This is a genomic window from Baia soyae (assembly GCF_004341445.1).
GTDB classification, from domain to species: domain Bacteria; phylum Bacillota; class Bacilli; order Thermoactinomycetales; family Thermoactinomycetaceae; genus Baia; species Baia soyae.
In genome coordinates this window covers 16040-38915 of the sequence record NZ_SLXV01000006.1, presented here as the reverse complement: position 1 = coordinate 38915, position 22876 = coordinate 16040, and the positions used below count along the sequence as shown (strand labels likewise).

Below are 22876 nucleotides of genomic sequence, written 5' to 3'. Positions count from 1 at the left end.
CTTTTTCGGAGGAAGCATATGAGTTGGTATAAAGATCCCGATTGGTGGAGCGCAATCGGTCAATGGGCGGGTGCAATAGGAACCGTACTGGCAGTATACGTAGGTTTTAGACAAGTGAAAGTGGTACTAAAACAGACCGAGGAAAGTAAACAAATTGCTATGTTACAAATGAATGAGCAAAGAGAACTTGCTCTTAGACAATTAGAAGAACAAAGAAAAATGACTGCTGCTGCGAGCGAACCACGAATAGCTATACGTCCAGTTATTGAGGAACATGAGTTTGGAAAACAAAAATACCGTATACTTTTGGTGACAATAACCAATATAGGAGTAGTTCCTATAAATCTTGTAGAATGCACCATTGGTACATCTTATTTTTTTGAAGGCAAGCCGAATGTATATGATCCATTTCCAATTTTGTTACCACCCGGAGAATTAATAAATTTCTCTATGCAAATGTTTGAACTACATGATTTCCACATAACAAAAGACAAGCTTACCAGTGCCCAAATGAAATTTGCACAAGCAAGGACAAACTTAGACTCTCCATATACTTCACTACAGAGTAAGTGCAATGGCACTATCTCTTGGGAGTTTGACATAACTATTCAGGACTCCATTGGTAACACATTTGTTGAGTTGATTGATCTCCGAATGGTTGCGTGGCCTGCTCACCGACCTAAATTTAAATATCATTGCCGAAATACGAATCCCTCAATTGATTTTGAATTAGATTGTGAGCATTTGTTTACTGAAAAAGAAGTTGTCCAAAACGATCTCCTTGTAGGCATACAAACAGAAGAGTACAAACAGGTTTCTATTAATGTATAGCTTCACTCCATTACCCGATATTTTGCATCCCCATTGGATTCCTTAGGAAAAAGGGATCCTTTTCTGTGTCTAATAGGGATCCATTTACCGATTAACAGTTCGTAGTAATAAGACAATCCAAATCACTAATACATTAAATCGAACCTACTATAGGAGCTGGTTGTTATGGACAACCGAATAGAAGAACTCTTAAAAGATAAGCCCATAACGTTTGAAGAAATAATTGAGGATAAGGGAACGGTTAGAGTTTACGGTTCACTTGATATGGAGAAACTGGTCCGCCTATTATTGCAGAGCAAATCAATGAAATGTTGATGCTCTGTTTTTTATAAATGATTAGTTGCTGAAAAGAAATTATTTATTTATAAATCATGGTAGCAATCATTTCTAAATGAGCGAATTCTTCTGTGCCGATATCGGTTAGTAGTCCAACCACTTTATCGGGGATGGTGTATCGTTGATTGAGATAGCGGAGTGCTGCGGCGAGTTCGCCATCGGCTCCGCCGTATTGTTCAACCAGTAGTTTTGCTAGATAGGGATTGCATGTACTTACTTTTACGGGATATTGCAGTTTTTTCTCATATACCCACATTGACCGGAAACCTCCTTTTTATACCTGCCAAGGCCAAGGAGCCTTTCCCCAGGACCAATCTTCATCGGAGTAACTACGACCAAATTGTAAGAGAGGACCATATCGTGCTTCGTATTCTTTAGCTAATTTTTTTCGTTTTTTGGCTAATCCGTTAAATTGGCGAATGGAATCCATGTCTTTTGGGTGAGTATCAAGGTAAAGGGTTAACTCTACTAAGGCGAAGTCCACGGCTTGTAATTCTTCCAAAAGCTCGTAGTATTCAGGTGGTAGGGGAGTGTTCATCGAAGTTCCCCCCTTTTTCGATATGGATTTTCATAAGGATCATATAATTCTTTCCATAAGGTCCCACGAAATAAGGCTTCACGAATAGGAAATTGCTCCAAGCAACGGGGCTGAAAGCCCATATAAAGATGAGGGGGAGTAGAGTAGTATTTATGCCCAATAGGGGGACAGGGATCAAAGGGTCCATGGTATACGTCATATGTTTTCATAGGTGTAAAGTGACAACGCTCTTTTTGACTCAAAAAAATCCCTCCTTGTTAGAGAGTTATTCTTTAGAAGGTATGATAAGGTTTTATTTGTTATTCGAATAATCTTACTATATAAGATGATTCTTATTTCATGATGTAAATATACTATCTAAATAAGGAATGGAAGTCGCTTTTATTTAGGGGGTCCTCCAATGAAAGCCAGAGCGTTAAAGCTAGGGGATACAATTGGGATTATCGCGCCTGCAAGTCCGACGAATCCAGAGGAGCAAGAACAAGCGTTGGAAATTTTTTCTGAGTTTGGTTTTAAGCTTAAATTAGGGAATTCGCTGTGGGAACAACATGGATATTTGGCAGGACACGATTGGATCAGGGCAGATGATTTGAACCGGATGTTTGCAGATCCTGAAGTGGATGCTATATTCTGCATGAGAGGTGGTTATGGAGCGCCGCGTATTCTCGATCTAATTGATTATAGGATCATTAGGGAAAATCCGAAAATCTTTGTGGGTTACAGTGATATTACGGCCTTACACCTAGCGCTTCACCGATTTACGGGTTTGGTTACTTTTCATGGACCTATGATTACGGAGCTTGCGAGGAAGCCGGATTTTCATTCATGGTCTACCTTGTTTCAACACTTGACCAGTAACGCTCCAGTTCCTAGGTATGAAGAGTTAGTGGAGAAGCATTCTATTGTAGCAGGATCCGCAAAAGGACCATTAATCGGAGGAAATCTATCTCTGCTTGTATCTCTACTCGGAACTCCATTTGAATTTGATACAACGGGGAAAATTCTTTTTATTGAAGACGTAGACGAAGATCCGTACCGGTTGGATCGTATGCTAACTCAGTTACGTCATGCTACTAAACTTCAAAGGGCAGCAGGAATTGTGTTTACTGATTTCACGGACTGTACCGCAGAAGATGAAGAGAAGAGCCTGACCATTCGAGAGATTTTAGATAGTATTGTAAAGCCACTTAGAATCCCTTGTTATTATGGCTTAAACGTAGGGCATACTCAACCTAATTGGACGTTGCCGATAGGAGTACTTACCGAAATCGATGCAACGGAAGGGTGGATTCAGTTTCAGGAAGGCTCTGTGGAACCACCTCGATGAAAAATATTACTAAGACAAAGTTAAAATATCATTAAGTTTTTGTTAATATGTATCTTCTGAATAATATAACTGTTATAATTAGTTTGTATTTCAATACAATTGTAGGAGTGAATTGGATGAAGAAGTTTTTTTCTGTTTGTTTAGCATTTGCCTTAATGTTAAGTGTTGGGCTCGTTGCTTCTGGTAACGGTGTTTTGGCAAAGGAGCAAGCAAAACCAGGTATTGGAACACAAGCTATTGATGTCACAGGTGTCTGGCGAGGCAATGATGGTGGTTTATACTATATCCGTCAAGTTGGAAACACTGTTTGGTGGACAGGTTTGAGTAACAATGGAGTGGGAACCAACTGGACCAACGTGTTTAAAGGACAATTAACTGGAGATAAAGCGGCGGGTACATGGGCTGACGTACCAAGAGGTGCAGTCATGAGCCACGGAAACTTGTCATTCACTGTTTACTATACAGCAACTGGTATGCAATTAAAGAGAACTGCTGTTTCAGGTGGCTTTGGTGGTAGCATCTGGTACAGATAATTATATAACCAAACATAAAGTATTTGCCAATACTGAGCATCCTAATGGGTGCTCTTTTTTTGTTATGAGGAGTGCGAATAGGGTATAATTCACGACAAGTGATGTCAAAACGAATACAGAATAGGGGATTTCATGACGCAAAAAAATGAAAGAATAGTAGGATGGAACTTTGATCATAGTTATGCTACCTTACCCCAAGTATTTTTCTCAACGGCGGCTCTGAACCCTGTACGTGTTCCAGAGCTGATTCTCCTAAATCAGTCATTAGCAAGCTCTCTGGGATTAGATGCGGAAGCTCTGCAAAAGGATGCGGAAATTTTTGCTGGTAATAAGGCTCCAGAAGGTGCGTTGCCACTGGCCCAAGCGTATGCAGGCCATCAATTTGGTCATTTTACGATGTTAGGGGACGGCAGGGCTATATTGCTAGGAGAGCAGATTACACCTAGAGGAGAGAGATTTGATATTGCGCTGAAAGGATCAGGTAGAACGCCATACTCTCGTGGAGGTGATGGTCGTGCGGCGCTTGGTCCTATGCTACGCGAGTATATCATTAGCGAATCCATGCATGCGCTCGGAATTCCCACTACTCGAAGTCTAGCAGTCGTGACGACCGGAGAAATGGTTATCCGCGAAACCGATTTGCCGGGAGCTATCGTAACTCGTGTAGCTAAGAGCCATATTCGTGTAGGTACCTTTCAATATGCAGCTAGATGGGGGAGTAAGGAGGATTTACGGACTTTAGCAGATTATACGTTGCAACGTCATTTTCCGCAGGTTGCCCTAGATGAAAATCGGTATCTTTCTCTATTAAAAGAGGTGATCAACCGTCAAGCGTCATTGATTGCGAAGTGGCAACTGGTTGGCTTTATACATGGAGTGATGAATACGGATAACATGACCATTAGTGGTGAGACAATCGACTATGGTCCGTGTGCCTTTATGGATACCTATCACTTGGAAACAGTCTTTAGTTCTATTGATCAGCAGGGGCGTTATGCTTATGGGAATCAGCCTCGAATTGCTGGATGGAATCTGGCTAGATTTGCAGAAGCTCTCTTGCAGTTGCTTCACGAAAATGAGTCTGAAGCAGTGGAAGTGGCCCAAGAGGCGATCTCCCAGTTCCCTGAAATCTATCGAAATGATTGGCTTGCTGGGATGAGAGCTAAGATAGGGCTATTTCATGCAGAAGCAGGGGATGAATCGTTAATTGAAAGTCTTCTTTACATGATGCAAAAGTACCAAGCTGACTATAACAATACATTTCGTGCGCTCACGCTAGGCCAATTAGAGGAGTTAGCTTTTTATGGAAAGCCAGAATGGGACCAGTGGATCCAAGAGTGGCAAAAAAGATTAGAGCGAGAACAAGCTTCAAAATCAGATTCACAACAGTTAATGAGGAATCATAATCCAGCCATCATTCCGCGAAATCATCGAGTAGAGGAAGCGTTAAAGTCTGCGATGCGAGGAGATCTTAGTGTGATGAACAAGCTTTTAGAGGCTCTTTCCAATCCATATGCCTATACAGTGGGACAAGCTACATACTGCTCACTACCTGATCCGTCCTCACCGCCCTATCAAACTTTTTGTGGGACATAAGAGGGGAGTATCTACCCCCTTGTCCCTCAAATAAGGGATCTATGCAAACTAGCCCTTTTTCCATTTTATCATCTATCTAACTATCACCTGTACTCTCTACAAAGAATAACATATACGAGCTGATCTAGTAGCAGCAATGAGAGTGTCATAGGAAGATGACAGAACGGTAGAGTAGATGAGGAGGAATGGAACTTGGCTATTCGTTTATCACCTGAACAAAACATATATCATCTGGATCATAAAAAGGTTTGCTTTATTCATGTTCGTACTCTGAGTTTTTGGAAGGATGTATTAGAAAAAAAGCTAGAAAGATTATGCTCATCGGGGTTATATGAAAAAGTGGATGCTATTTTCATTAATTTTGTCGTGGATGATATTCATAATACTGAATATATTGAAGATCAAATTATAAATCCCTTTAGTCACTATGATGATACCGTTCAATATAGGATTCTTCCTGAAGAGTATCTGTATGAAAGAGCTACCTTGCATTGGATACATCAGTATAGTAGCGCAAGTGTGAATAATGTAGAAGTGCTATATCTCCACTCCAAAGGAGTAAGACATGGTGAGGTACACAATAAAGCTTGTATAGAAGATTGGGTTAATTTAATGGAGACCGTATTAGTGGACTATCATGAAGTGAGCTTCGAATATCTAAAAAAAGTGGACGCTTGTGGAATTAACTTTTTTCTTCACCCTCCGTACCCACCCCATTATTCGGGGAATGTTTGGTGGGCAAATAGTCACTATATTAGACAGTTACCAGGAACGGTGCCGTCGGACTGGTTAGCGCCAGAAATGTGGGTTTTATCTAATCATACGGCTACATTTGCCGAGATATTTAATTCTGGATATCCACTCGCAGGTCATTATGTCCATCGATTCCCTCAAGAAGAAATTCCATCCCATTTCCAGCCGGTTGTATATCATAAATATGGAGATGGCTTAAAGGTCTTGTCTGGAATAGATTGATACACGTACCACTTAGATAGACAGCTTCTTAACTGTCTATCTAAGTGGTACTTTTTATATCGTAGAGAGTATGTTAATTCAATTTTTTTGTAATCCAATCAATGAGATCTTGGTAAACCTCTTCACGATTATCTTCATGTAGCATCTCGTGCCTCTTGTTTTTATATAGCTTCATGGTTACGTCCATAATGCCACATTTTTGATATGTTTCATATACTTCTTGTACCCCTTTTCCTTTATCTCCAACTGGGTCAAGATCTCCTGAAAATAAATAGATAGGGAGGTTTTTGGGTGTTTTTTTATATTCTTTGAGTTGATTTACACTGAGTACGCCTTTAAATAATTCACGGTAAAAGCCGGTTGTGCAGGTAAAGCCGCATGCTGGATCCGCTATGTAGCGATCCACTTGACTTGTATCAGAAGATAGCCAATCAAAATCGGTACGTTTTGGTTTGAATTGAGAGTTAAAAGTGCCAAATGACAACAATTTCAGCATGTGGCTCTTTGTTTTTGCTCCACGTATTTTCATTTCCAGAGTTGCTAATAGATACCCCATTTTTCCTAGAAGTCCTGGATTCCCCCCTGTCCCCGAAAGAAGTAATCCATCACATACATGACTTTGAAGTTGTACAGCTTGTCTTGCTAAAAAAGAACCCATACTGTGCCCGAGCAAAAAGAGTGGGCAGGCGTGCCTGCCACGAATGAGGTCGGAAACGAAGATGATATCCATAACAGCTTGATCCCATCCTACATCAGGCTCGAAATGTCCATAGTCTTCTTCTTGTTTTACGGTTTTCCCATGTCCGCGATGATCGTGAGCGTATACCCCAAAACCGGCGGTTAGCAAGGCTTCTATGCATTCGTTATATACGCCTATATGCTCAGTCATACCGTGCGCAATTTGAACGATTCCTCTAGGTGTTTCTGTAGGTAGCCATGTGTATAAATAGATTTCCGTCCCATCTTTCATGTGAATAAAGCCTTCTTGAATGTTCATGTACGCCCTCCTCCTATTTATTATAAATCATGGACGAGAGCAGCTTAGAGAGTATGTGAAAAAATAATTCCTGAAAAAAGGAAAAGGGTTTAAAAGGAAGAAATTACCATTGTTATATTATTTTCTTATAAGGAGGAATTATGAAACGTTCTATTAAATCCATGATTGGACTATCTGTTCTCGCTTTATCCCTAGCAGGATGCAATGACTCTACTCCCACGATGAAGCAACTTCCAACTTCATCAGAAAAAGCGCAAGCCGAAATCATAAACAGTAAAGGCGCAACTATTGGAAAAGCTGAATTCTGGCAGGAGCAGGACTATGTGATGGCAAGGGTAACAGTAAAAGATCTGCCTGAAGGACCACATGGGATTCATGTCCACACAGTAGGAAAATGTGATGTTCCTACTTTTGAAACGGCTGGGGCTCATTTAAATCCAGCAGAGAAAAAGCATGGAATTGAAAATGCGGCAGGACCGCATGCCGGAGATTTACCCAACTTAGAAATCAATGATAATGGTGAGGGAATGGCTGAATTTGCATTAGAAAATGTTACTTTAAAAGGGAATCAAGGTAATTCTTTATTCCATCCTGGTGGAACAGCGATTGTCATTCATAAAGACAAAGATGATTATAAGACGGATCCATCAGGGAATTCTGGAGCACGTATCGCTTGTGGAGTGATTCAAAAACAGTAACAATGAAGAAGTGAATAGAAGAAAGCCAGAAGCCTGTTCATCGTTGAGCAGGCTTTTAGCTTATTAGTAGATTCATCTGGTTTTTGACCATGGCTAACTTCTCTCGATAGTTACCAAATATGATCCCTTGTTCGGTAATAATAGCTGAAATATACTCATGTGGTGTGACATCAAAAGCAGGATTATACACCCGGACTCCCTCAGGTGCAATCCGTTTCCCTGCTAGATGAGTCACTTCCTCTGGATGACGTTCTTCGATGGGGATGCATTCTCCAGTCGGGGTGTCTAAGTCAATCGTAGATAAGGGAGAAGCGACGTAAAAGGGAATTCCGAGTGCTTTTGCTTGGAGCGCAAGACCAAAGGTTCCGATTTTATTGGCAGTATCCCCATTGGCAGCGATCCGATCGCAACCTACGATGATGGCTGAGATGTTCTTGATACGTATGGTATGGGCTGCCATATTATCTGTGATGAGGGTGACGTCCACACCAGCCTGCTGTAACTCCCAAGTGGTGAGGCGAGAGCCTTGGAGCAAGGGCCTGGTTTCGCAGGCATAAACCGATAGTGGAACCCCTCGTTCTTGAGCAAGATAGAAGGCGGCGAGCGCGGTTCCGTAGCGTGCAGTAGCGATCGATCCTGGATTACATATGGTTAAAATACGGTCACCTGGTTGAAATAAACTAAGGGCATATTCCCCAATTTGTTGGCAAGTGGTTTCGTCTTCTCGTTGAATTGTGAGGGCTTCGATTTCCATAAGTTGAATGGCATCTTGAACCGTTTCAGCAAGCTGAATGGATTGCACAACACGATCCAATGCCCAACATAAGTTAACAGCTGTTGGACGAGCAGAGGAAAGATAATTCCGTTGGATCTTTAATTGATGGACAAAAGTTCGTAAGTCTGACTCTTCTTTTTGTTGATTTGCCCATAGAGAGAGACCAAAAGCGGCTGCAATCCCAATAGCAGGGGCACCTCTCACTTGTAAGGCGTGAATCGCATTCCATAGTTGTTCGGTTGTTTCAATCCGGACGAAGTCGGTTTTGTGTGGAAGCTCGTGTTGGTCTAGGAGGAGTAGGTGATCTCCCCGGTATTGTACAGATTGTATGGGTGTGTGTTTGCTCATGATCGTAATGCTCCTTTTATCCGTTGAATGAAATGGCTTAAACTGTAGAGCTGAGTACGGGATTTGATTAAGTCCGCACCAAGTTGAAGGGCACGCTCTTTGATTTCAATTTGGGTGTGAAAGTCTTCGATGGAGTCAAGATCTGCTACATGAGCTAATCCGATCGTACGGCGAACGATTTCACAACCAGCAAACCCAATGGCATCCGTCCAAATTTTTAATAAGAAACGTGGCAAGATGCCGGATACATTAGTATAGATTTCTTGATTTGATTCGTCCCAAAGTTTGGTGAATTCTTGAGCAAAGGTAATCCAAGTTCGTTCGGTGGTGCGTAGAAGTTCACTTAGAAGTGCTGGGCGTTCGGTAGTAGCGAGCTTTGATAGGGCATTTAAAATGATATTGGCGAAGAATTGCCCCAGATCAAAACCGATCGGTCCGAAGAAAGCGAACTCTGGATCGATAACTTTGGTTGACTGTGAGGTGACAAAGATACTTCCTGTGTGTAAGTCGCCGTGTAAAAGCGCCTCTGCTTGGGTGAGAAATTGGAATTTTAGGATTCCTACTTCGGTGAGTAATGTTTCATCAGCCCATATCGCCTCAACTGCGGGCCTGAGTTCTGTTGGAAAATCATTGGTTGGGTGATCGAAGAAAGGGTCTGTAAAGACAAGATCTTCCGTGATTTTGCACAGGTCTGGATTGGTGAATTTTTGTACGAGCTCTTTTTTGACAAAGGGATGGAGCGCGAAATCGCTGGTAGAAAATAAAGTCTGCGCGAGATAACGCCCTATGTGCTCAGCAAGTAACGGATAGTGATGGTTTGAAATTAGCTCTGTTCGTAGAATGTTATAGTCAGATAGGTCCTCCATCACTGTACATGCTAACTCGTGATCCGTGTGTAGAACGTGGGGCACTAGATCGGGTACTACTTTTGCGGTAATGCGTAGTGATTCTGACTCAATTTTTGCTCGATTGAGGGAAAGGGGCCAACTTTCTCCTACCACCTTCGCATAAGGAAGAGCTTGTTTGACGATGATGGAACGATTGGTTTCTAGTTCAACTAATTGGAAAACGAGATTTAGATTGCCATCTCCAATTTCGTTGGCGATTAGACGATTAGGATGATCAAAGATGGAAAGAGTTTTTACAAACTCCACCACGGTTTGCGTGGTAAAAGGAGCATATTGGTTTACAACAGCCGGTTGTGTCATGATCATTTCCTCCCCGAAGTGTAGTGATGCGATTCGGGGCAAATAAAAACTGCCCCTTTCGGTGTGAAAGAGGCAGGGAATTGTTTCATTCCGCGCCTCTTATCTTGCGAACGTCAAATAAAATACGTTCCGCTGGAATTAGCACCGTGCCGTGCTTGACTATATGTCAAGGCTCCCACTCTCACTTGACGTGGACGCCCCATCTCGCGATGGTATTACGGTCGGTTGCTGGGCTTCATCGGGCCAAAATCCCTCCACCTGCTCTTGATAAGAGACCAAAAATATATAATTGAGTTTTTAATTGAACTTTTCAAATGCAATCATATAGGCTTTCGGAATTTGTTGTCAATACAAATTTTTTTTGACTCAAATAAGCCTAGTATATCTCTGGACGACGATCGATGAAGATCGGGATAGTAGAGCGTATTTTTTGTACTTGGTCGGTGTCAATTTTTACTTGGATGATGGCGGGCCTCTCATCGGCCTCAGCCAATATTTCGCCCCATGGATCTATCACCATGGAATGACCAGCAAATTGGTTGTTTGGATCACTTCCTGCCCGATTGCATGCAATGACATAACATTGGTTTTCAATTGCCCGGGCAATACAGAGGCTTCTCCAGTGAGCAAGACGTTGGATAGGCCACTGAGCAGGGATATAGAGTACCTCAGCACCAGCAAGAATGGCTTTTCGAATCCACTCAGGAAAGCGTAGATCATAACAAATAAAGCCTGCGCTTACTACTTCATCCAGCATAAATGGTTCCAGACTTGAACCAGCAGTAAGATACAGATGTTCGTCCATCAACTGAATGAGATGTGCTTTGCTGTATTCGGTTACGACTTCTCCCTCACGATTAAAGGCATAGAGCGTGTTGGTAATGCCTGTTTTTGTTTTTTTAGGAATCGACCCTGCGATTATATGAACTTGATATTTTTTTGCTAATTCGGCGAATAGAGATTGTGTATGTTCGCCTTCTGGATCCGCAATCTCATGTAGGCGCTTTAAATCATAGCCAGTCGTCCATAACTCAGGTAACACAATCACGTGAGGTGGATGTAACTGTTTCATTACTTGATGCATGAGGTCTTTTACTCGTTTCACATTAGCCTCTGGATCTCCAAATGTGATATCCATCTGAATCAGACAAATTGTTTGCTTCATTCCAAAATCCTCCCCTTTGACAACTTCCTCTACACGTTATAACATATATCATTATCATTTCAAGAATGTTCGAAAGTGACGGGGAGTGATGGATAGTGGCGCAATTCACACAAGCAGATGTATTAACAAAACTACCGAAGCAATTCTTTGCCAATCTCGTTCAAAAGGTGAATCATCTTACTGCAAGCGGGGCAGATGTCATTAATCTGGGGCAAGGTAATCCTGATCTCCCAACCCCACAACATATCGTTTGTGCCATGCAAGAGGCGACAGCCAAATCTGAGCATCATCGATATCCTCCTTTTCAGGGGCATCGTTTTCTTAAGGAAGCGGTAGCTAATTTCTACGCTCGTGAATATGGAGTGGAGCTGGATCCTGAGCGTGAAGTAGCGGTTCTCTTTGGAGGGAAAGTGGGCTTAGTGGAAATATCCCAGTGTTATTTAAATCCAGATGATGTCGCTCTTGTACCCGATCCAGGCTATCCGGATTATTGGTCTGGAATTGCTATGGCACGGGCCAAAATGGTGACAATGCCATTGTTAGAAAAAAATCAATTTTTACCTGATTTCACGCAAATCTCAGATGAGCAATGGAATCAGGCAAAATTAATGTTTTTAAACTATCCCAATAACCCAACTGCGGGCATTGCCACCACAGAATTTTTTGAGGAAACGATTACTCGTGCAGGAGAACATCAGGTGCTAGTTGTACATGATTTTGCCTATGGAGCAATCGGATTTGACGGAAAAAAACCAATTAGTTTCTTGCAAATCCCAGGCTCGAAAGATGTGGGGATTGAAATATATACATTGAGCAAGACCTATAATATGGCGGGATGGCGGATCGCATTTGCTGTAGGAAATGAGCAAGTGATCAAGTCGATTAATTTGATTCAGGATCATTTTTATGTAAGCATTTTCGGAGCAGTCCAGGAAGCGGCGGCAGTAGCGCTAAGCAGCTCTCAGGAATGTGTGAATGAATTGGTAGAGGTTTATGAACGTCGCCGAAATGCCTTTATATCGCGACTCCAGGAACTGGGTGTGGAACATATTCACGCACCAAAAGGATCATTTTTTTGCTGGTTCCCGACGCCAAGTGGGCTAGGATCACAAGAATTTGCTGATTTGTTGCTGGAACAAGAGCATGTTGCGGTAGCTCCGGGAGTTGGCTTTGGCCAAAGTGGAGATGGATATATCCGTGTTGGCTTATTGACGACGGAAGAGAGATTGATCGAAGCGGCAGAGAGAATGGCGCGTTGTTATCACCAAGTAAAAATATAGTTGACATCGCAAATGGATTCGGGCATAATCAGACTAATTAAATAATTGAAAGATGATATTTCTCTTATCAAGAGTAGGTGGAGGGACTAGCCCTTTGAAACCCGGCAACCGACTTATCTAACGATAAAAACGGTGCTAATTCTTGCAGTTCAGAAATGGACTGAGAGATGAGAGGAAGATGACGGACTTTTTGCGCCTCTTCCTCACATGGGAGAGGCTTTATTTGTTATAGATAAAAGGCAATGGGAGGTTCTACAAATGACACGGTTGACTGCCACTTATTTGGTTCATGACAAAAAACAAGATTTAGTGAAAAAAGCAGAGTCGATCGCATTGGGGTTGACGATTGGTTCGTGGACAGAGTTACCTCTTTTGATTCAAGAGCAATTGAAGCTTCATAAGGGAGAAGTAGTAGAGGTAATAGAGCTAGATGAAGACCCGGAAGCAAATCAATATTTAGGGGGAACACGTACTAGGGGATTATTAAAAATCGCATATCCGACAGCTAATTTCTCTCATGATTTACCAGCCATTCTTACTACGGTATTTGGAAAATTATCACTCGATGGTGAGGTGAAGTTAGTCGATCTTCATTTCTCTGATGAGCACCTTTCATTCTATCCAGGACCCAAATACGGAATACGAGGGGTTCGGGAAAAGGTCCGCGTAACCGATCGGCCGCTTCTAATGAGTATTTTTAAAAGTGTTATCGGGAGAGATCTTGACTATTTCCAAGAACAGTTAAGATTGCAGGCTTTAGGCGGGATTGACCTTGTTAAGGATGATGAAATCTTATTCGATAACCCGCTAACTCCATGGGAAGATCGTGTCCGTACAGCAGTTAAAGTACTGCGCGAAGCAGAATCTCTCACAGGAGAGAAAACGTTGTATGCGGTGAATATCACAGGCCGGAGCTCTCAATTACGGGATCGTGCACGCAAAGCAGTCGAATTAGGAGCCAGTGCTCTTTTGTTTAATGTTTTCACCTATGGTTTGGACATTTTACAGGAGTTGGCGGAAGATCCCGAAGTAGCTGTCCCAATCTTAGCACATCCCGCTTTTTCTGGGGCATTTACATCGTCAGCGTTTTATGGTTTAAGCCATTCATTAGCACTTGGAACCTTACTCCGTGTGGCGGGAGCTGATTTGTCGTTATTCCCTTCCCCTTATGGCAGTGTCGTTTTAGAAAAAGGGGAAACACTTCGGATTGCGCACTCGCTACGTACCGATCAACTTGCATTACGTCCGGCCTTTCCAGTTCCCTCAGCTGGAATTCATCCCGGGATCGTACCACGGCTGATTCAAGATTTTGGAATGGATAGCGTTATTAATGCGGGTGGTGGAGTTCATGGTCATCCAAGCGGGACAGTGGCAGGTGGGAAAGCATTTCGACAAGCGATTGAGGTTGTACTTGCTGGGAAGACACTGTCAGAGGTAGCTTCTGATACGAAGTATACGGAGTTAAACCAAGCGATCGCTCTATGGGGAGGCGAGTAAATGAAAAAGAAACCTGTCATTTTTTGTGACTTTGATGGGACGGTAACGGAATCTGATAACATTATTGCGATCATGAAACAGTTTGCGCCACCAGAATGGATCGCTATCAAAGATGATATCCTAGCCCAACGTATTTCGATTCGGAATGGAGTTACCCAGTTGTTCCGACTATTACCCAGCTCGCAAAAGGACGAGATTGTGGGATATATCCTCGAGCAAATGAGACTTCGGGAAGGATTTAAAGAGTTTGTAGGTTGGGCAGAAGAGATGGGAATTCCATTTTGGATTGTAAGCGGAGGAATTGATTTCTTTGTTTATCCAGCTCTTGAAGGGATCGTAAAGCCAGAGAACATTTATTGTAATCACAGTGATTTTACAGGTGAACAAATTGAAATCATATGGCCGCATACTTGCGATCATCCGTGTCAAAATGATTGTGGATGTTGCAAGGTAACGATTTTGCGTCAGTTTGATTCTACGGAGGTCCATCGTATTGTGATCGGTGATTCGATAACGGACTTACAAGCGGCGAAGATGGCAGATCAAGTATTTGCGAGGGATTTCTTAATCGGGAAGTGTGAAGAGCAGAAGATTCGATACTCTCCATTTAAAACATTTCACGATATTCGCTTTGTTTTAGAGCAAGAGGAGGTGTTTCAACCCATATGATAGAGGTGGCGAAAAAATGGCGCACACTGGCGGATATAAAAGATGAGCTTGCGGCTCGTGATTGGTTTCCAGGAACAAGTGGAAACTTATCGATCAGGGTTCGCGAAGATCCGCTTACGTTTCTCGTTACAGCTAGTGGAAAAGATAAAAGAAAGCGTACCGAAGAAGATTTTTTATTGGTAGATCAAGATGGAAATCCGCTAGGAAACACGCATCTCAAAGCTTCGGCCGAAGTAGGAATCCATGCAGAGATTTATCGGAGAACAGGGGCAACATGTTGTCTCCATGTCCACACATTAGATAACAACCTGATCTCTGAGTTATATGCGAGCGAAGGACGAGTCACTTTTTGCGGACAGGAGCTAATCAAAGCGTTTGGAATCTGGGAAGAAGATGGGGAGATATCGATTCCGATTATCCCAAATTATGCCGATCTAGATCTGCTATCTAAGGAGTTTGGAAGTCTTCTGCTACAAGATCCTCTGTTGAAGGGAATCCTGATTCGGAATCACGGGATTACTACATGGGGAGCTACACCGCTCGAAGCGAAGAAGTATTTAGAAGCATTTGAGTTTTTATTTTCCTATCATATTAAGCTACGTCTGTTGCAACCAAATTTATATGCTAAGTGGGGAGAGGATGTTCATGGCACAAATACGATTTCATCATACAGATGAGTATGTATCTGCTCAAGATCAGGTCAGCTCTTATCTACAATCTCAAGGAGTGATTTATGAGCATTGGGATATCGAGAAACTACCTGCAAGTCTTCGGGAAAATTACCATTTAACCGAGGGGCAAAAAACGGAGGTTCTTCATACATTTCAAAGTGAAATTGATACGATCTCAGCACGTAGAGGTTACACCACAAATGATGTTATTTCTCTTTCACCAGAGACGCCGAATCTCGATCAATTGCTGCAGAATTTCTTAGCTGAACACCATCATAGTGACGATGAAGTACGCTTTATCGTGAGTGGACATGGGATTTTTGCTATTCAGAGTCTGGAGGGTCATTTTTTTGATGTGGAATTGGAGCCGGGAGACCTTATTTCTGTACCAGAGGGATATCGACATTATTTTACGTTAATGGAAGATCGTCAGGTTGTAGCGATTCGGATTTTCAAAACGAAAGAAGGCTGGGTTCCTATTTATAAATAAGAATTGAGCAAACAAAAAAATGAATGAGGCCATCGATAAACGGGCTTTGTTCATTTTTTGTTTGCTTAAGGCAACATTTTTTATAAAAGTTTCAAAAAAATGAATATTTAATTTATTAAAATGTAATATGATAGATGGGAAAGGAATGTTGGAATGAGGGGATGACATAAATGGAAGAGATAGATAAGGGATTTGCTCATTCATGGGTGACCCGTCTGGCGAAGACGAAAGAGGAGAAGGCACAAGTTTATCAACTACGACAGTTACAAAACGTATCTGAACAAGACTATGATCTCTATAGTGACCATCTCATAGTAGTTGACGAGACGGTAAATCAAGTGGTAGGTACATATCGGCTTTTACCGGGTAAAAGAGTGATTGACCTAGGAGGGCTCTATTCACAATCATTATTTGAGTTTCATCATCTTACTGAACATATATCCCAAATAGTAGAAATAGGAAGCGGTTGTGTGGCTGCTGGTTATCAAGATGGCAAGGTGACTCAGATGTTATGGAAAGGGATTAGGGATTATCTGAACCGAAATACATATCGATATATAGTAACTTGTACGAGTTTACCCCAGATGGAGATTCAAGAGATAAACGAGATATATAGTTTCCTAGTGTATAGTGGTTTTGTAATTGATCGTTATGGTATTGAGCCAAGAGAAGAGTTTCGCATCCAAGGATTACATCTGATTAGTCCCGAAAAAATGGACTCACAGAAAATACAACGTAAACTTTCTGCTTCGTTAAAAAGATGTTATTGGATTGGAGCAAAGATTGCTAGCGAGCCGATTATAAATCCGAAATTACAGACGGTTGACTTTTTTATAGTGCTAGAACTACGGAAAATGATATCGCATTATAGACGAAAATAGAGTGGAAGATAGTAGATATGTTAGTGTGAGCGTACAAAAAGGATCATTTTTTGTTTTTTTGTAAATTAATTTGCGAAAGGTAGTCCATTCTTGTATAATAGCCTTCTGTCAATAAGAGGGGTGAATATTTTCTATGGACGAAATCTATCAATATGAGCAAGCGAAGTTACAAGAAACACTTTCTTTTATTCAACAACAGTTAAAAGAGCTTCAATTGATTCCACGATATCAAGGCTCAGATTTGGTGGAACAGCTCCTGGATGATCAGAGGAGGCAAACGGTTAATCGATTGCAGTTATCGGAAAAGTCTCCCTATTTCGGCCGCATTGATTTTGAAGAGGACGGAAAACAACTGACGCCGCTCTATTTAGGAAAAGCGGGTGTAGAAGACCCTGATAGTCATCAACCCATTGTGATTGATTGGCGTGCTCCTGTGGCCAGTATGTTTTACTCTTTTACGGGGCAAGGAGATCGTGCTGGATATGTTTCTCCTGATGGTGAGGTAGAAGGGACTATCCATCTAAAGCGGAATTTGGCTGTTGAAGAACAGACGTTAAAACGAGTTGTGGACAGTTATGTTCGGGGCGGGGAGAATTTACAGGTTACAGATGAATTTCTCCTTTATCGTCTAGGGGAGAACAAAGATCATCGATTAAGGGATATTGTTTCGACGATCCAAGTGGAACAAGATAAGATTATCCGATCTGAGCGGAATCAATCCCTTATTATTCAAGGAGTCCCGGGTTCAGGGAAAACTACGGTAGCTCTCCATCGTCTAGCATATCTATTGTATCAGTATCAGAATCAGGTCCGAGCAGATCGCATCATGATCTTTGCTCCTAATAAGATGTTCTTGGATTATATCTCGAATGTTCTTCCTGAGCTAGGAATTGGTGGCGTTAAGCAGACTACTTTCATCGAATGGGTACTCGATTTATTACCCGAACCCATAACCCTACGGAATCAGACGGATCGAGAGGAATGTTGGTTTGAAACAGGCCAATCAACCGATTTGGAACGTGAACAGCAAGAGATGCTAGCCCGCTATAAGGGTTCTTTTGTATTTTTGGAGTATCTTCAGCAGCAATTAGCTTCTTTGGAGAAGGGGTTTGTCCCACAAGTTGGTTTTGCCATTTGGGATGAGAAGAAATTGACGGCTGAAGAAATTTCCCATTGGTTCCATGTAGAGTATCGACACGAACCTTTGCGTAAGCGTCAAGAGAGGATCTTCTCTCGAATGAAGAGATGGATTGAGATGGAGCATCGCGATATTCGAAACCGGGATCCACGAAATGAGATGAAGAAAAAAGCGATGGAGAAGTTTCGCCAATATAAAAATCTCTGGGATCGTCGAACAGTATCCCAAATGTATGTTGATTTGGCTAAGAAATCCGATGTGATTCAGCCATTTACGATCGAACGGAAAAAGGTCCTGTTTGATCCAGAAGATCTAGCTCCATTGTTATATATTTACAATTTCCTCTACGGGATTGAGACGGAGCATCGCTTTGATCATGTGGTTATCGATGAAGCTCAGGATTTTTCTCCCTTTCAAGTGTACGTATTAAAGGGGCATGTGAGAGGGAATTCGTTTACGATTCTCGGAGATTTATTGCAAAATATTTATGCATACAAAGGAATTTACGATTGGAATGAGTTTGTACATTTGTTTCCAGAGGAACAGGTATCTTATTTTCAGCTAGACCGAAGTTATCGTTCTACAGTGGAAATTATCCAATTTGCCAATCAGGTGATTCACTCTTATCGAGGGAATCTTACTCCAGCCACTCCTGTATTCCGTAGTGGGGAGCCGGTTCAAGTGGAGCAAGTACGTGATCAAGATCGTACACTAGCAGTAGCGGGATGGATTCAGAACCAATCCGCTCAAGGAATGAAGTCGATTGCCGTTGTGACTCGTACCGAGAAGGCAGCATCCATACTATCGGCAGATTTACTCTCCAACGGGACTGAACATCATTTGATTACACCGGATCGAAACCAGTATGCGGGTGGAATCTCAGTAGCACCGATCTACTTAGTAAAAGGGATGGAATTCGATGCAGTCATTTTAGTTGACGTCGATAACGAGCAGTATCCAGATGATGCTCTGACAGCAAAGCTGCTCTATGTTGGATGTACTCGTGCCCTCCACTCACTCGTTGTGCTTACTTCAGATAATCCGTCTCCTTTGTTACCAGAAGCTGTGTCTGTAAGTTAACTAGTCAATCAATGATTCTAGGTGATCTATTTAGCATGGAAAGATAGATCATCTGGGATTGTTCCTGTATTTGGCTGTTTAACTTACTCATATGTAGTCAACAATAAAGAAGTATGCTATCAAACTCTTCCGTTCAATATGATGTAATTAATAGAGATGTTTGATAAAATATAAATTAGGATTCTCTATATGTGAAAAGTGGAGGTCTATTCGCATGTTTTCGCATATAGTATGTAGAGTAAGCAAAGGAGGTCAGGTTTCATGATGGAAACACTCATCAAGGCAAGACAGTTTGAGACTTTGCTAAAAGCGAAACAAGAGTTTGTATCGCAAGGTAGTACCGAAAAAGAATTTGACAGCTTCCTTACGACTTTTCAGGAGTTTGAAAAGCATATGGAGGCTATAGAAAATAAGCCTTCTAAAGAGAGATTACATGGCAGACCGTATCAAGTTTAATTTCGAGTAAAGGGGTAATAAAAATGGATCAACCACAAGTACCCCCATCTCTTTCTCTCTTCTTACCGAACCAACCGCTCACACATGCGGTGAATCGCGATCGGTATGATAGACAAGCTTTTATCAAAGAGATTGAGAAAGTAACTGGGCGACGAGTCATTGTATATATGTCGAATCTGAATCACTCAGATAGTGCGATTTTGCGCGAGGACATCGCACCGTTTAATGAGATTATCGCAAGCATCGATAAAGATAGTGATGTGGATTTTATTATCCAAAGCCCTGGTGGAGATCCGAATGCAGCCGAGATTATCGTTCATACACTTCTATCACGAACGAAACATTTGCGAGTTGTTGTTCCACAAGCAGCGAAGAGTGCAGCTACTTTAGTTAGTTTGGCGGCAGATGAAATTGTCATGAGTAATACCTCTGAGCTAGGTCCGATTGATCCACAAGTGACGATTCCCACTTCATTTGGACTAGCTTTCAGGCCTGCTCAAGCATTTTTGAATGGTCTTGAGATGATTAAGAAAGAACATGCAAACGGTCAAGCATTAAACCCAGCCTACTATCCGTTTCTCAAGGGTGTAGACGCAGCTTTAATCGATTATTGTTTAAAATCGATCGAACATTCGAAACGTTTGGCAGTTAAGTGGCTTTCTCGTTCGATGCATAAAGGAAATCTAAAAGAAGCTCAGCGAATTGCCGAAGAACTGATCAACATCGAGAAGTACCCGAACCATGGGCAAGTGATCGATCATTTTGATGCCAAAAGCATCGGCTTAAATGTCGTGTACAAGCCATATGGGGATGAACTCTGGCAAGCGTGGTGGCGTCTCTATGTGAATTATATTGTGATGATGAGAGAGAGAGAAGTAGTAAAGATATTCGAATCAAGTGATGCCTCGGTTATGTTGTAAAATCAAAAAAGCATGTGTATCTCGGTTAAAAGATACACATGCTTTTTCTTAACCAATAGATTTGCTTCAATTGTGATGGCTATCACAAAGCAGTGGATAAAGATATGGACGATACGTAATCGATTACGTCGGTGATGGCATTTTTACCTTGATCGATACAATCAGGAATCCCTGAGCCAGCGTACGATGAGCCAGCAAGAAACAGGCCAGGGTATTGATTGCGGATTTGCTTCTGTACATTAGAATGCCATGTTTTATGTCCCGGCACAAACTGTGGCATGGCTCGTCTCCAACGTGTCACATAGCTAAATTCTGGTTCACCTGTAATGTTGAATAACTTTTTGATGTCTTGAATTACTGTATCCACAATCTCTGAATCATCCAGGTCGACGATTGCTTCTTCGCCTGCACGTCCTACATAGCAACGTAGCAGTGTCTTTCCTAGAGGAGCGGTATGAGGCCACTTTTTATTGGTCCATGTGCAAGCGGTGATGGAGTACCCTTCCTCGCTGCGTGGAACCAAGAATCCTGTTCCCTCTTTATCCAATGTGATCGCTTCTTGTGGATAGGCCAAGATAGCAGTTGCCACAGAGGTGGGGCGATCGTGGAGGGGCTTTAAAAAGTCAGGATCCCCTAAGATTTTACGGGCGAGTCCATGCGGAGTAGTTAGAATGACACTATCTGCTAGCAGCAGTTCACCGTTTGGAAGGGACAATCTATATTGATTTTGATCTCGCACAATCTTTTCTACAGAGATCCCTTTTCTTACGTCAACATCTGTTAACTGAGATTCCAGCGCATACACTAGTGAAGAGAGTCCAGATTTTAACGTTTGAAAGATCCCTACAGGCTTCTGATTTGCCTGTTTCTTAGGGCGTGAGGATTTCATACCGAGAATTAAACTACGATGCTCTCTTCCCATTTGAGCAAATTGAGGAAAAGTCGTCATGAGACTCATCTGATCAATATTACCCGCATAAACCCCAGAGAGAAGGGGTTCGATGATATTTTCGACGACTTCATTTCCCAAACGTTGTCGGAAAAACGTTCCTACGGACTGGTCTTCTTCCGATAGCATTTTGGACGCAGGAAGTACTAGATCAGCAGCGGCTCTCATTTTTCCGAGGGGAGATAGGAGGGAAGTAGTGACAAACGGTTTTATTTCCGTAGGAACTCCCATCACGGCCCCTTCTGGAATAGGAAGGAGCTGTCCATGCCGAAGGATATAGGCTTGCCCGACTTCATTTCGTACTAGATCGGCTTCGAGGCCTACATCCCGAACTAACTGCGTTGCACTTGGCTTCCGTGATAGAAACGAATCAGGTCCTCGCTCCATGGTATATCCATCTCGAACGATAGTCTGGATTTTTCCACCTAGTTGTTGTTTGGATTCGAGCAAGGTAATCGTCCAAGGAAGATTTCTTGCCCGAAGCTCCTTTTGTAGATAGAACGCTGCTGAGAGTCCTGTAATACCGCCGCCTACGATGACGATGTTTTTAGAGGGAGCTGAGTTCATAGTTAGTCCCTTTCTCCATGGATAAACGCTTTTCTACGACATCTGCTAATCCGTCGATAAAGATAGGCTCTGTATTTGGCATCTCTGGGCGATAGTAGTTTGCTCCAATTTCGTCTGTTACGACTTTACATTCATAATCGTTATCATATAAAACTTCTAAGTGGTCCGATACAAACCCAACTGGACAATATACGAAGGAAGTATATCCGTGCTTGTCGTATAATTCGCGAGTCAGGTCCTGAACATCGGGGCCAATCCAAGGATCACGTGTGTTGCCTGCACTTTGCCAGCCGATGGCGTAGTGGGGGATGTTGGACTCTTCAGCGATTAGCTCAGCAGTCTTCTCTAGTTGAACCGGATAGGGATCGCCGACTTGAAGAATTTTCTCTGGTAAACTATGAGCAGAGAAAATAACAATCGTTTTCGCCTGCTGTTCCGTAGGGATAGAAGAGAATGTTTTCTGCAACTGAGAAACCCAATAAGAAATAAACTTGGGTTCCGTATGCCAGTTATCTACGGAATAAATGGCAAGTCCGCCTAGTTTTTCTGCTTCTTCTTGGGCCCGTTTATTGTACGATTTCACGCTAAAAGTGGAGTAATGAGGTGCAAGTACGATACTTACTGCCTCTCTAATTCCATCTGCGTGCATCTGTTGTACCGCATCTTCAATAAAAGGAGTGGTATGTTTTAAGCCAAGGTATACTTTAAACGTTTTCTCGCTATTTCTTGCGTTTAGAGCTTTTTCTAAAGCATATGCTTGCTCTTCTGTAATTCGAGCGAGGGGAGAAACTCCGCCAATCATCTCATAGCGATTCGTTAGATCCTCTAAAAGATCTGGTGGTGGTGTATGCCCGCGACGGATATGTGTGTAATAAGGTTCGATCTCCTCAGGACTTCTAGGAGTACCATATGCCATTACTAATAATCCAATTGTGGTGTTTTCCATAACTG

General features: G+C 42.2%; 23 protein-coding genes, 1 pseudogene and 2 riboswitches. Of the genes and pseudogenes, 15 read left to right on the top strand and 9 right to left on the bottom strand.

Annotated elements, in window-relative coordinates; translation table 11 throughout:
* Nucleotides 1-18 precede the first annotated feature (18 nt).
* A complete protein-coding gene (locus EDD57_RS03310) occupies nucleotides 19-831 on the top strand; it encodes a hypothetical protein (RefSeq protein WP_131848068.1) in 813 nt (270 codons plus the stop codon).
* Nucleotides 832-1192: 361 nt separating this feature from the next.
* Here EDD57_RS03310 and cotJC read toward each other — a convergent pair.
* The 3 genes and pseudogenes from cotJC to EDD57_RS03295 form a co-directional block, all read right to left on the bottom strand.
* A pseudogene (cotJC, locus tag EDD57_RS03305) lies at nucleotides 1193-1423 on the bottom strand (spore coat protein CotJC); the annotation flags it as partial.
* 18 nt (nucleotides 1424-1441) lie between these two features.
* Nucleotides 1442-1705 (bottom strand): spore coat protein CotJB, encoded by a 264-nt coding sequence (locus EDD57_RS03300; protein ID WP_131848067.1) that lies wholly within the window; start codon nucleotides 1703-1705, stop codon nucleotides 1442-1444.
* Nucleotides 1702-1914, bottom strand: coding sequence for a spore coat associated protein CotJA (locus tag EDD57_RS03295; RefSeq protein WP_131848122.1), 213 nt, complete (start codon nucleotides 1912-1914; stop codon nucleotides 1702-1704). Before EDD57_RS03295 ends, EDD57_RS03300 begins: the two co-directional genes overlap by 4 nt.
* Before the next feature lie 191 nt (nucleotides 1915-2105).
* Between EDD57_RS03295 and EDD57_RS03290 the strand changes: the two genes are divergently transcribed.
* The 4 genes from EDD57_RS03290 (at nucleotide 2106) to EDD57_RS03275 (ending at nucleotide 6136) form a co-directional block, all read left to right on the top strand.
* Nucleotides 2106-3032, top strand: a complete 927-nt coding sequence (locus EDD57_RS03290; protein WP_131848066.1) for a S66 peptidase family protein — start codon at nucleotides 2106-2108, stop codon at nucleotides 3030-3032.
* Between the two features lie 116 nt (nucleotides 3033-3148).
* Nucleotides 3149-3565 (top strand): hypothetical protein, encoded by a 417-nt coding sequence (locus tag EDD57_RS03285; protein WP_131848065.1) that lies wholly within the window; start codon nucleotides 3149-3151, stop codon nucleotides 3563-3565.
* A gap of 132 nt (nucleotides 3566-3697) precedes the next feature.
* On the top strand, nucleotides 3698-5161 hold the full coding sequence (locus tag EDD57_RS03280; RefSeq protein WP_131848064.1) for a protein adenylyltransferase SelO: 1464 nt from the start codon (nucleotides 3698-3700) through the stop codon (nucleotides 5159-5161).
* Between the two features lie 192 nt (nucleotides 5162-5353).
* Nucleotides 5354-6136, top strand: coding sequence for a hypothetical protein (locus tag EDD57_RS03275; RefSeq protein ID WP_131848063.1), 783 nt, complete (start codon nucleotides 5354-5356; stop codon nucleotides 6134-6136).
* A gap of 73 nt (nucleotides 6137-6209) precedes the next feature.
* On the opposite strand, the gene EDD57_RS03270 is transcribed toward EDD57_RS03275, so the two are convergent.
* Nucleotides 6210-7133: an alpha/beta fold hydrolase gene (locus tag EDD57_RS03270; RefSeq protein ID WP_131848062.1), complete on the bottom strand. Its 924-nt coding sequence runs from the start codon at nucleotides 7131-7133 to the stop codon at nucleotides 6210-6212.
* Between the two features lie 140 nt (nucleotides 7134-7273).
* On the opposite strand from EDD57_RS03270, the gene EDD57_RS03265 reads away from it, so the two are divergent.
* The gene (locus EDD57_RS03265) at nucleotides 7274-7831 is read left to right on the top strand and encodes a superoxide dismutase family protein (RefSeq protein WP_131848061.1); all 558 of its coding nucleotides are present in this window, start codon (nucleotides 7274-7276) and stop codon (nucleotides 7829-7831) included.
* Nucleotides 7832-7886: 55 nt separating this feature from the next.
* Here the strand turns inward: EDD57_RS03265 and mtnA are convergent, their stop codons facing one another.
* The 3 genes from mtnA to EDD57_RS03250 form a co-directional block, all read right to left on the bottom strand.
* Nucleotides 7887-8954 (bottom strand): S-methyl-5-thioribose-1-phosphate isomerase, encoded by a 1068-nt coding sequence (gene mtnA, locus EDD57_RS03260; protein WP_131848060.1) that lies wholly within the window; start codon nucleotides 8952-8954, stop codon nucleotides 7887-7889.
* Nucleotides 8951-10168, bottom strand: a complete 1218-nt coding sequence (mtnK, locus tag EDD57_RS03255; protein ID WP_424205270.1) for an S-methyl-5-thioribose kinase — start codon at nucleotides 10166-10168, stop codon at nucleotides 8951-8953. The genes mtnA and mtnK overlap by 4 nt, the downstream gene beginning before the upstream one ends.
* Before the next feature lie 90 nt (nucleotides 10169-10258).
* A riboswitch (SAM riboswitch) is annotated at nucleotides 10259-10436 on the bottom strand.
* 102 nt (nucleotides 10437-10538) lie between these two features.
* Nucleotides 10539-11327, bottom strand: coding sequence for a carbon-nitrogen family hydrolase (locus tag EDD57_RS03250; RefSeq protein WP_131848058.1), 789 nt, complete (start codon nucleotides 11325-11327; stop codon nucleotides 10539-10541).
* 95 nt (nucleotides 11328-11422) lie between these two features.
* Here EDD57_RS03250 and EDD57_RS03245 point away from each other — a divergent pair, with 95 nt between their 5' ends.
* From EDD57_RS03245 to EDD57_RS03205, 9 genes are all read left to right on the top strand, one after another.
* Nucleotides 11423-12607, top strand: coding sequence for a pyridoxal phosphate-dependent aminotransferase (locus tag EDD57_RS03245; protein WP_131848057.1), 1185 nt, complete (start codon nucleotides 11423-11425; stop codon nucleotides 12605-12607).
* A 61-nt stretch (nucleotides 12608-12668) separates the two neighbouring features.
* Nucleotides 12669-12781: riboswitch (SAM riboswitch) on the top strand.
* A gap of 84 nt (nucleotides 12782-12865) precedes the next feature.
* Nucleotides 12866-14104 (top strand): 2,3-diketo-5-methylthiopentyl-1-phosphate enolase, encoded by a 1239-nt coding sequence (locus EDD57_RS03240; protein ID WP_131848056.1) that lies wholly within the window; start codon nucleotides 12866-12868, stop codon nucleotides 14102-14104.
* Entirely contained in the window at nucleotides 14105-14773 is a 669-nt protein-coding gene (locus tag EDD57_RS03235) for a 2-hydroxy-3-keto-5-methylthiopentenyl-1-phosphate phosphatase (protein WP_131848055.1), read from the top strand. It begins immediately after the preceding gene.
* Nucleotides 14770-15450 (top strand): methylthioribulose 1-phosphate dehydratase, encoded by a 681-nt coding sequence (locus tag EDD57_RS03230; protein ID WP_131848054.1) that lies wholly within the window; start codon nucleotides 14770-14772, stop codon nucleotides 15448-15450. Before EDD57_RS03235 ends, EDD57_RS03230 begins: the two co-directional genes overlap by 4 nt.
* On the top strand, nucleotides 15419-15934 hold the full coding sequence (locus EDD57_RS03225) for a 1,2-dihydroxy-3-keto-5-methylthiopentene dioxygenase (protein ID WP_131848053.1): 516 nt from the start codon (nucleotides 15419-15421) through the stop codon (nucleotides 15932-15934). The genes EDD57_RS03230 and EDD57_RS03225 overlap by 32 nt, the downstream gene beginning before the upstream one ends.
* Nucleotides 15935-16104: 170 nt before the next feature.
* Nucleotides 16105-16815 (top strand): GNAT family N-acetyltransferase, encoded by a 711-nt coding sequence (locus EDD57_RS03220; protein WP_131848052.1) that lies wholly within the window; start codon nucleotides 16105-16107, stop codon nucleotides 16813-16815.
* 133 nt (nucleotides 16816-16948) lie between these two features.
* The gene (locus tag EDD57_RS03215; RefSeq protein ID WP_131848051.1) at nucleotides 16949-19033 is read left to right on the top strand and encodes a HelD family protein; all 2085 of its coding nucleotides are present in this window, start codon (nucleotides 16949-16951) and stop codon (nucleotides 19031-19033) included.
* A gap of 261 nt (nucleotides 19034-19294) precedes the next feature.
* Nucleotides 19295-19489 (top strand): hypothetical protein, encoded by a 195-nt coding sequence (locus EDD57_RS03210; RefSeq protein ID WP_131848050.1) that lies wholly within the window; start codon nucleotides 19295-19297, stop codon nucleotides 19487-19489.
* 23 nt (nucleotides 19490-19512) lie between these two features.
* Complete coding sequence (locus tag EDD57_RS03205) at nucleotides 19513-20409, top strand: SDH family Clp fold serine proteinase (protein WP_131848049.1); 897 nt, start codon at nucleotides 19513-19515, stop codon at nucleotides 20407-20409.
* An 82-nt stretch (nucleotides 20410-20491) separates the two neighbouring features.
* Here the strand turns inward: EDD57_RS03205 and hemY are convergent, their stop codons facing one another.
* Nucleotides 20492-21925 carry a protoporphyrinogen oxidase gene (gene hemY, locus EDD57_RS03200; protein ID WP_131848048.1) on the bottom strand — a complete coding sequence of 478 codons (1434 nt, stop codon included), beginning with the start codon at nucleotides 21923-21925 and terminating at the stop codon, nucleotides 20492-20494.
* The gene (gene hemH, locus EDD57_RS03195) at nucleotides 21906-22871 is read right to left on the bottom strand and encodes a ferrochelatase (protein ID WP_131848047.1); all 966 of its coding nucleotides are present in this window, start codon (nucleotides 22869-22871) and stop codon (nucleotides 21906-21908) included. The genes hemY and hemH overlap by 20 nt, the downstream gene beginning before the upstream one ends.
* Nucleotides 22872-22876 lie beyond the last annotated feature (5 nt).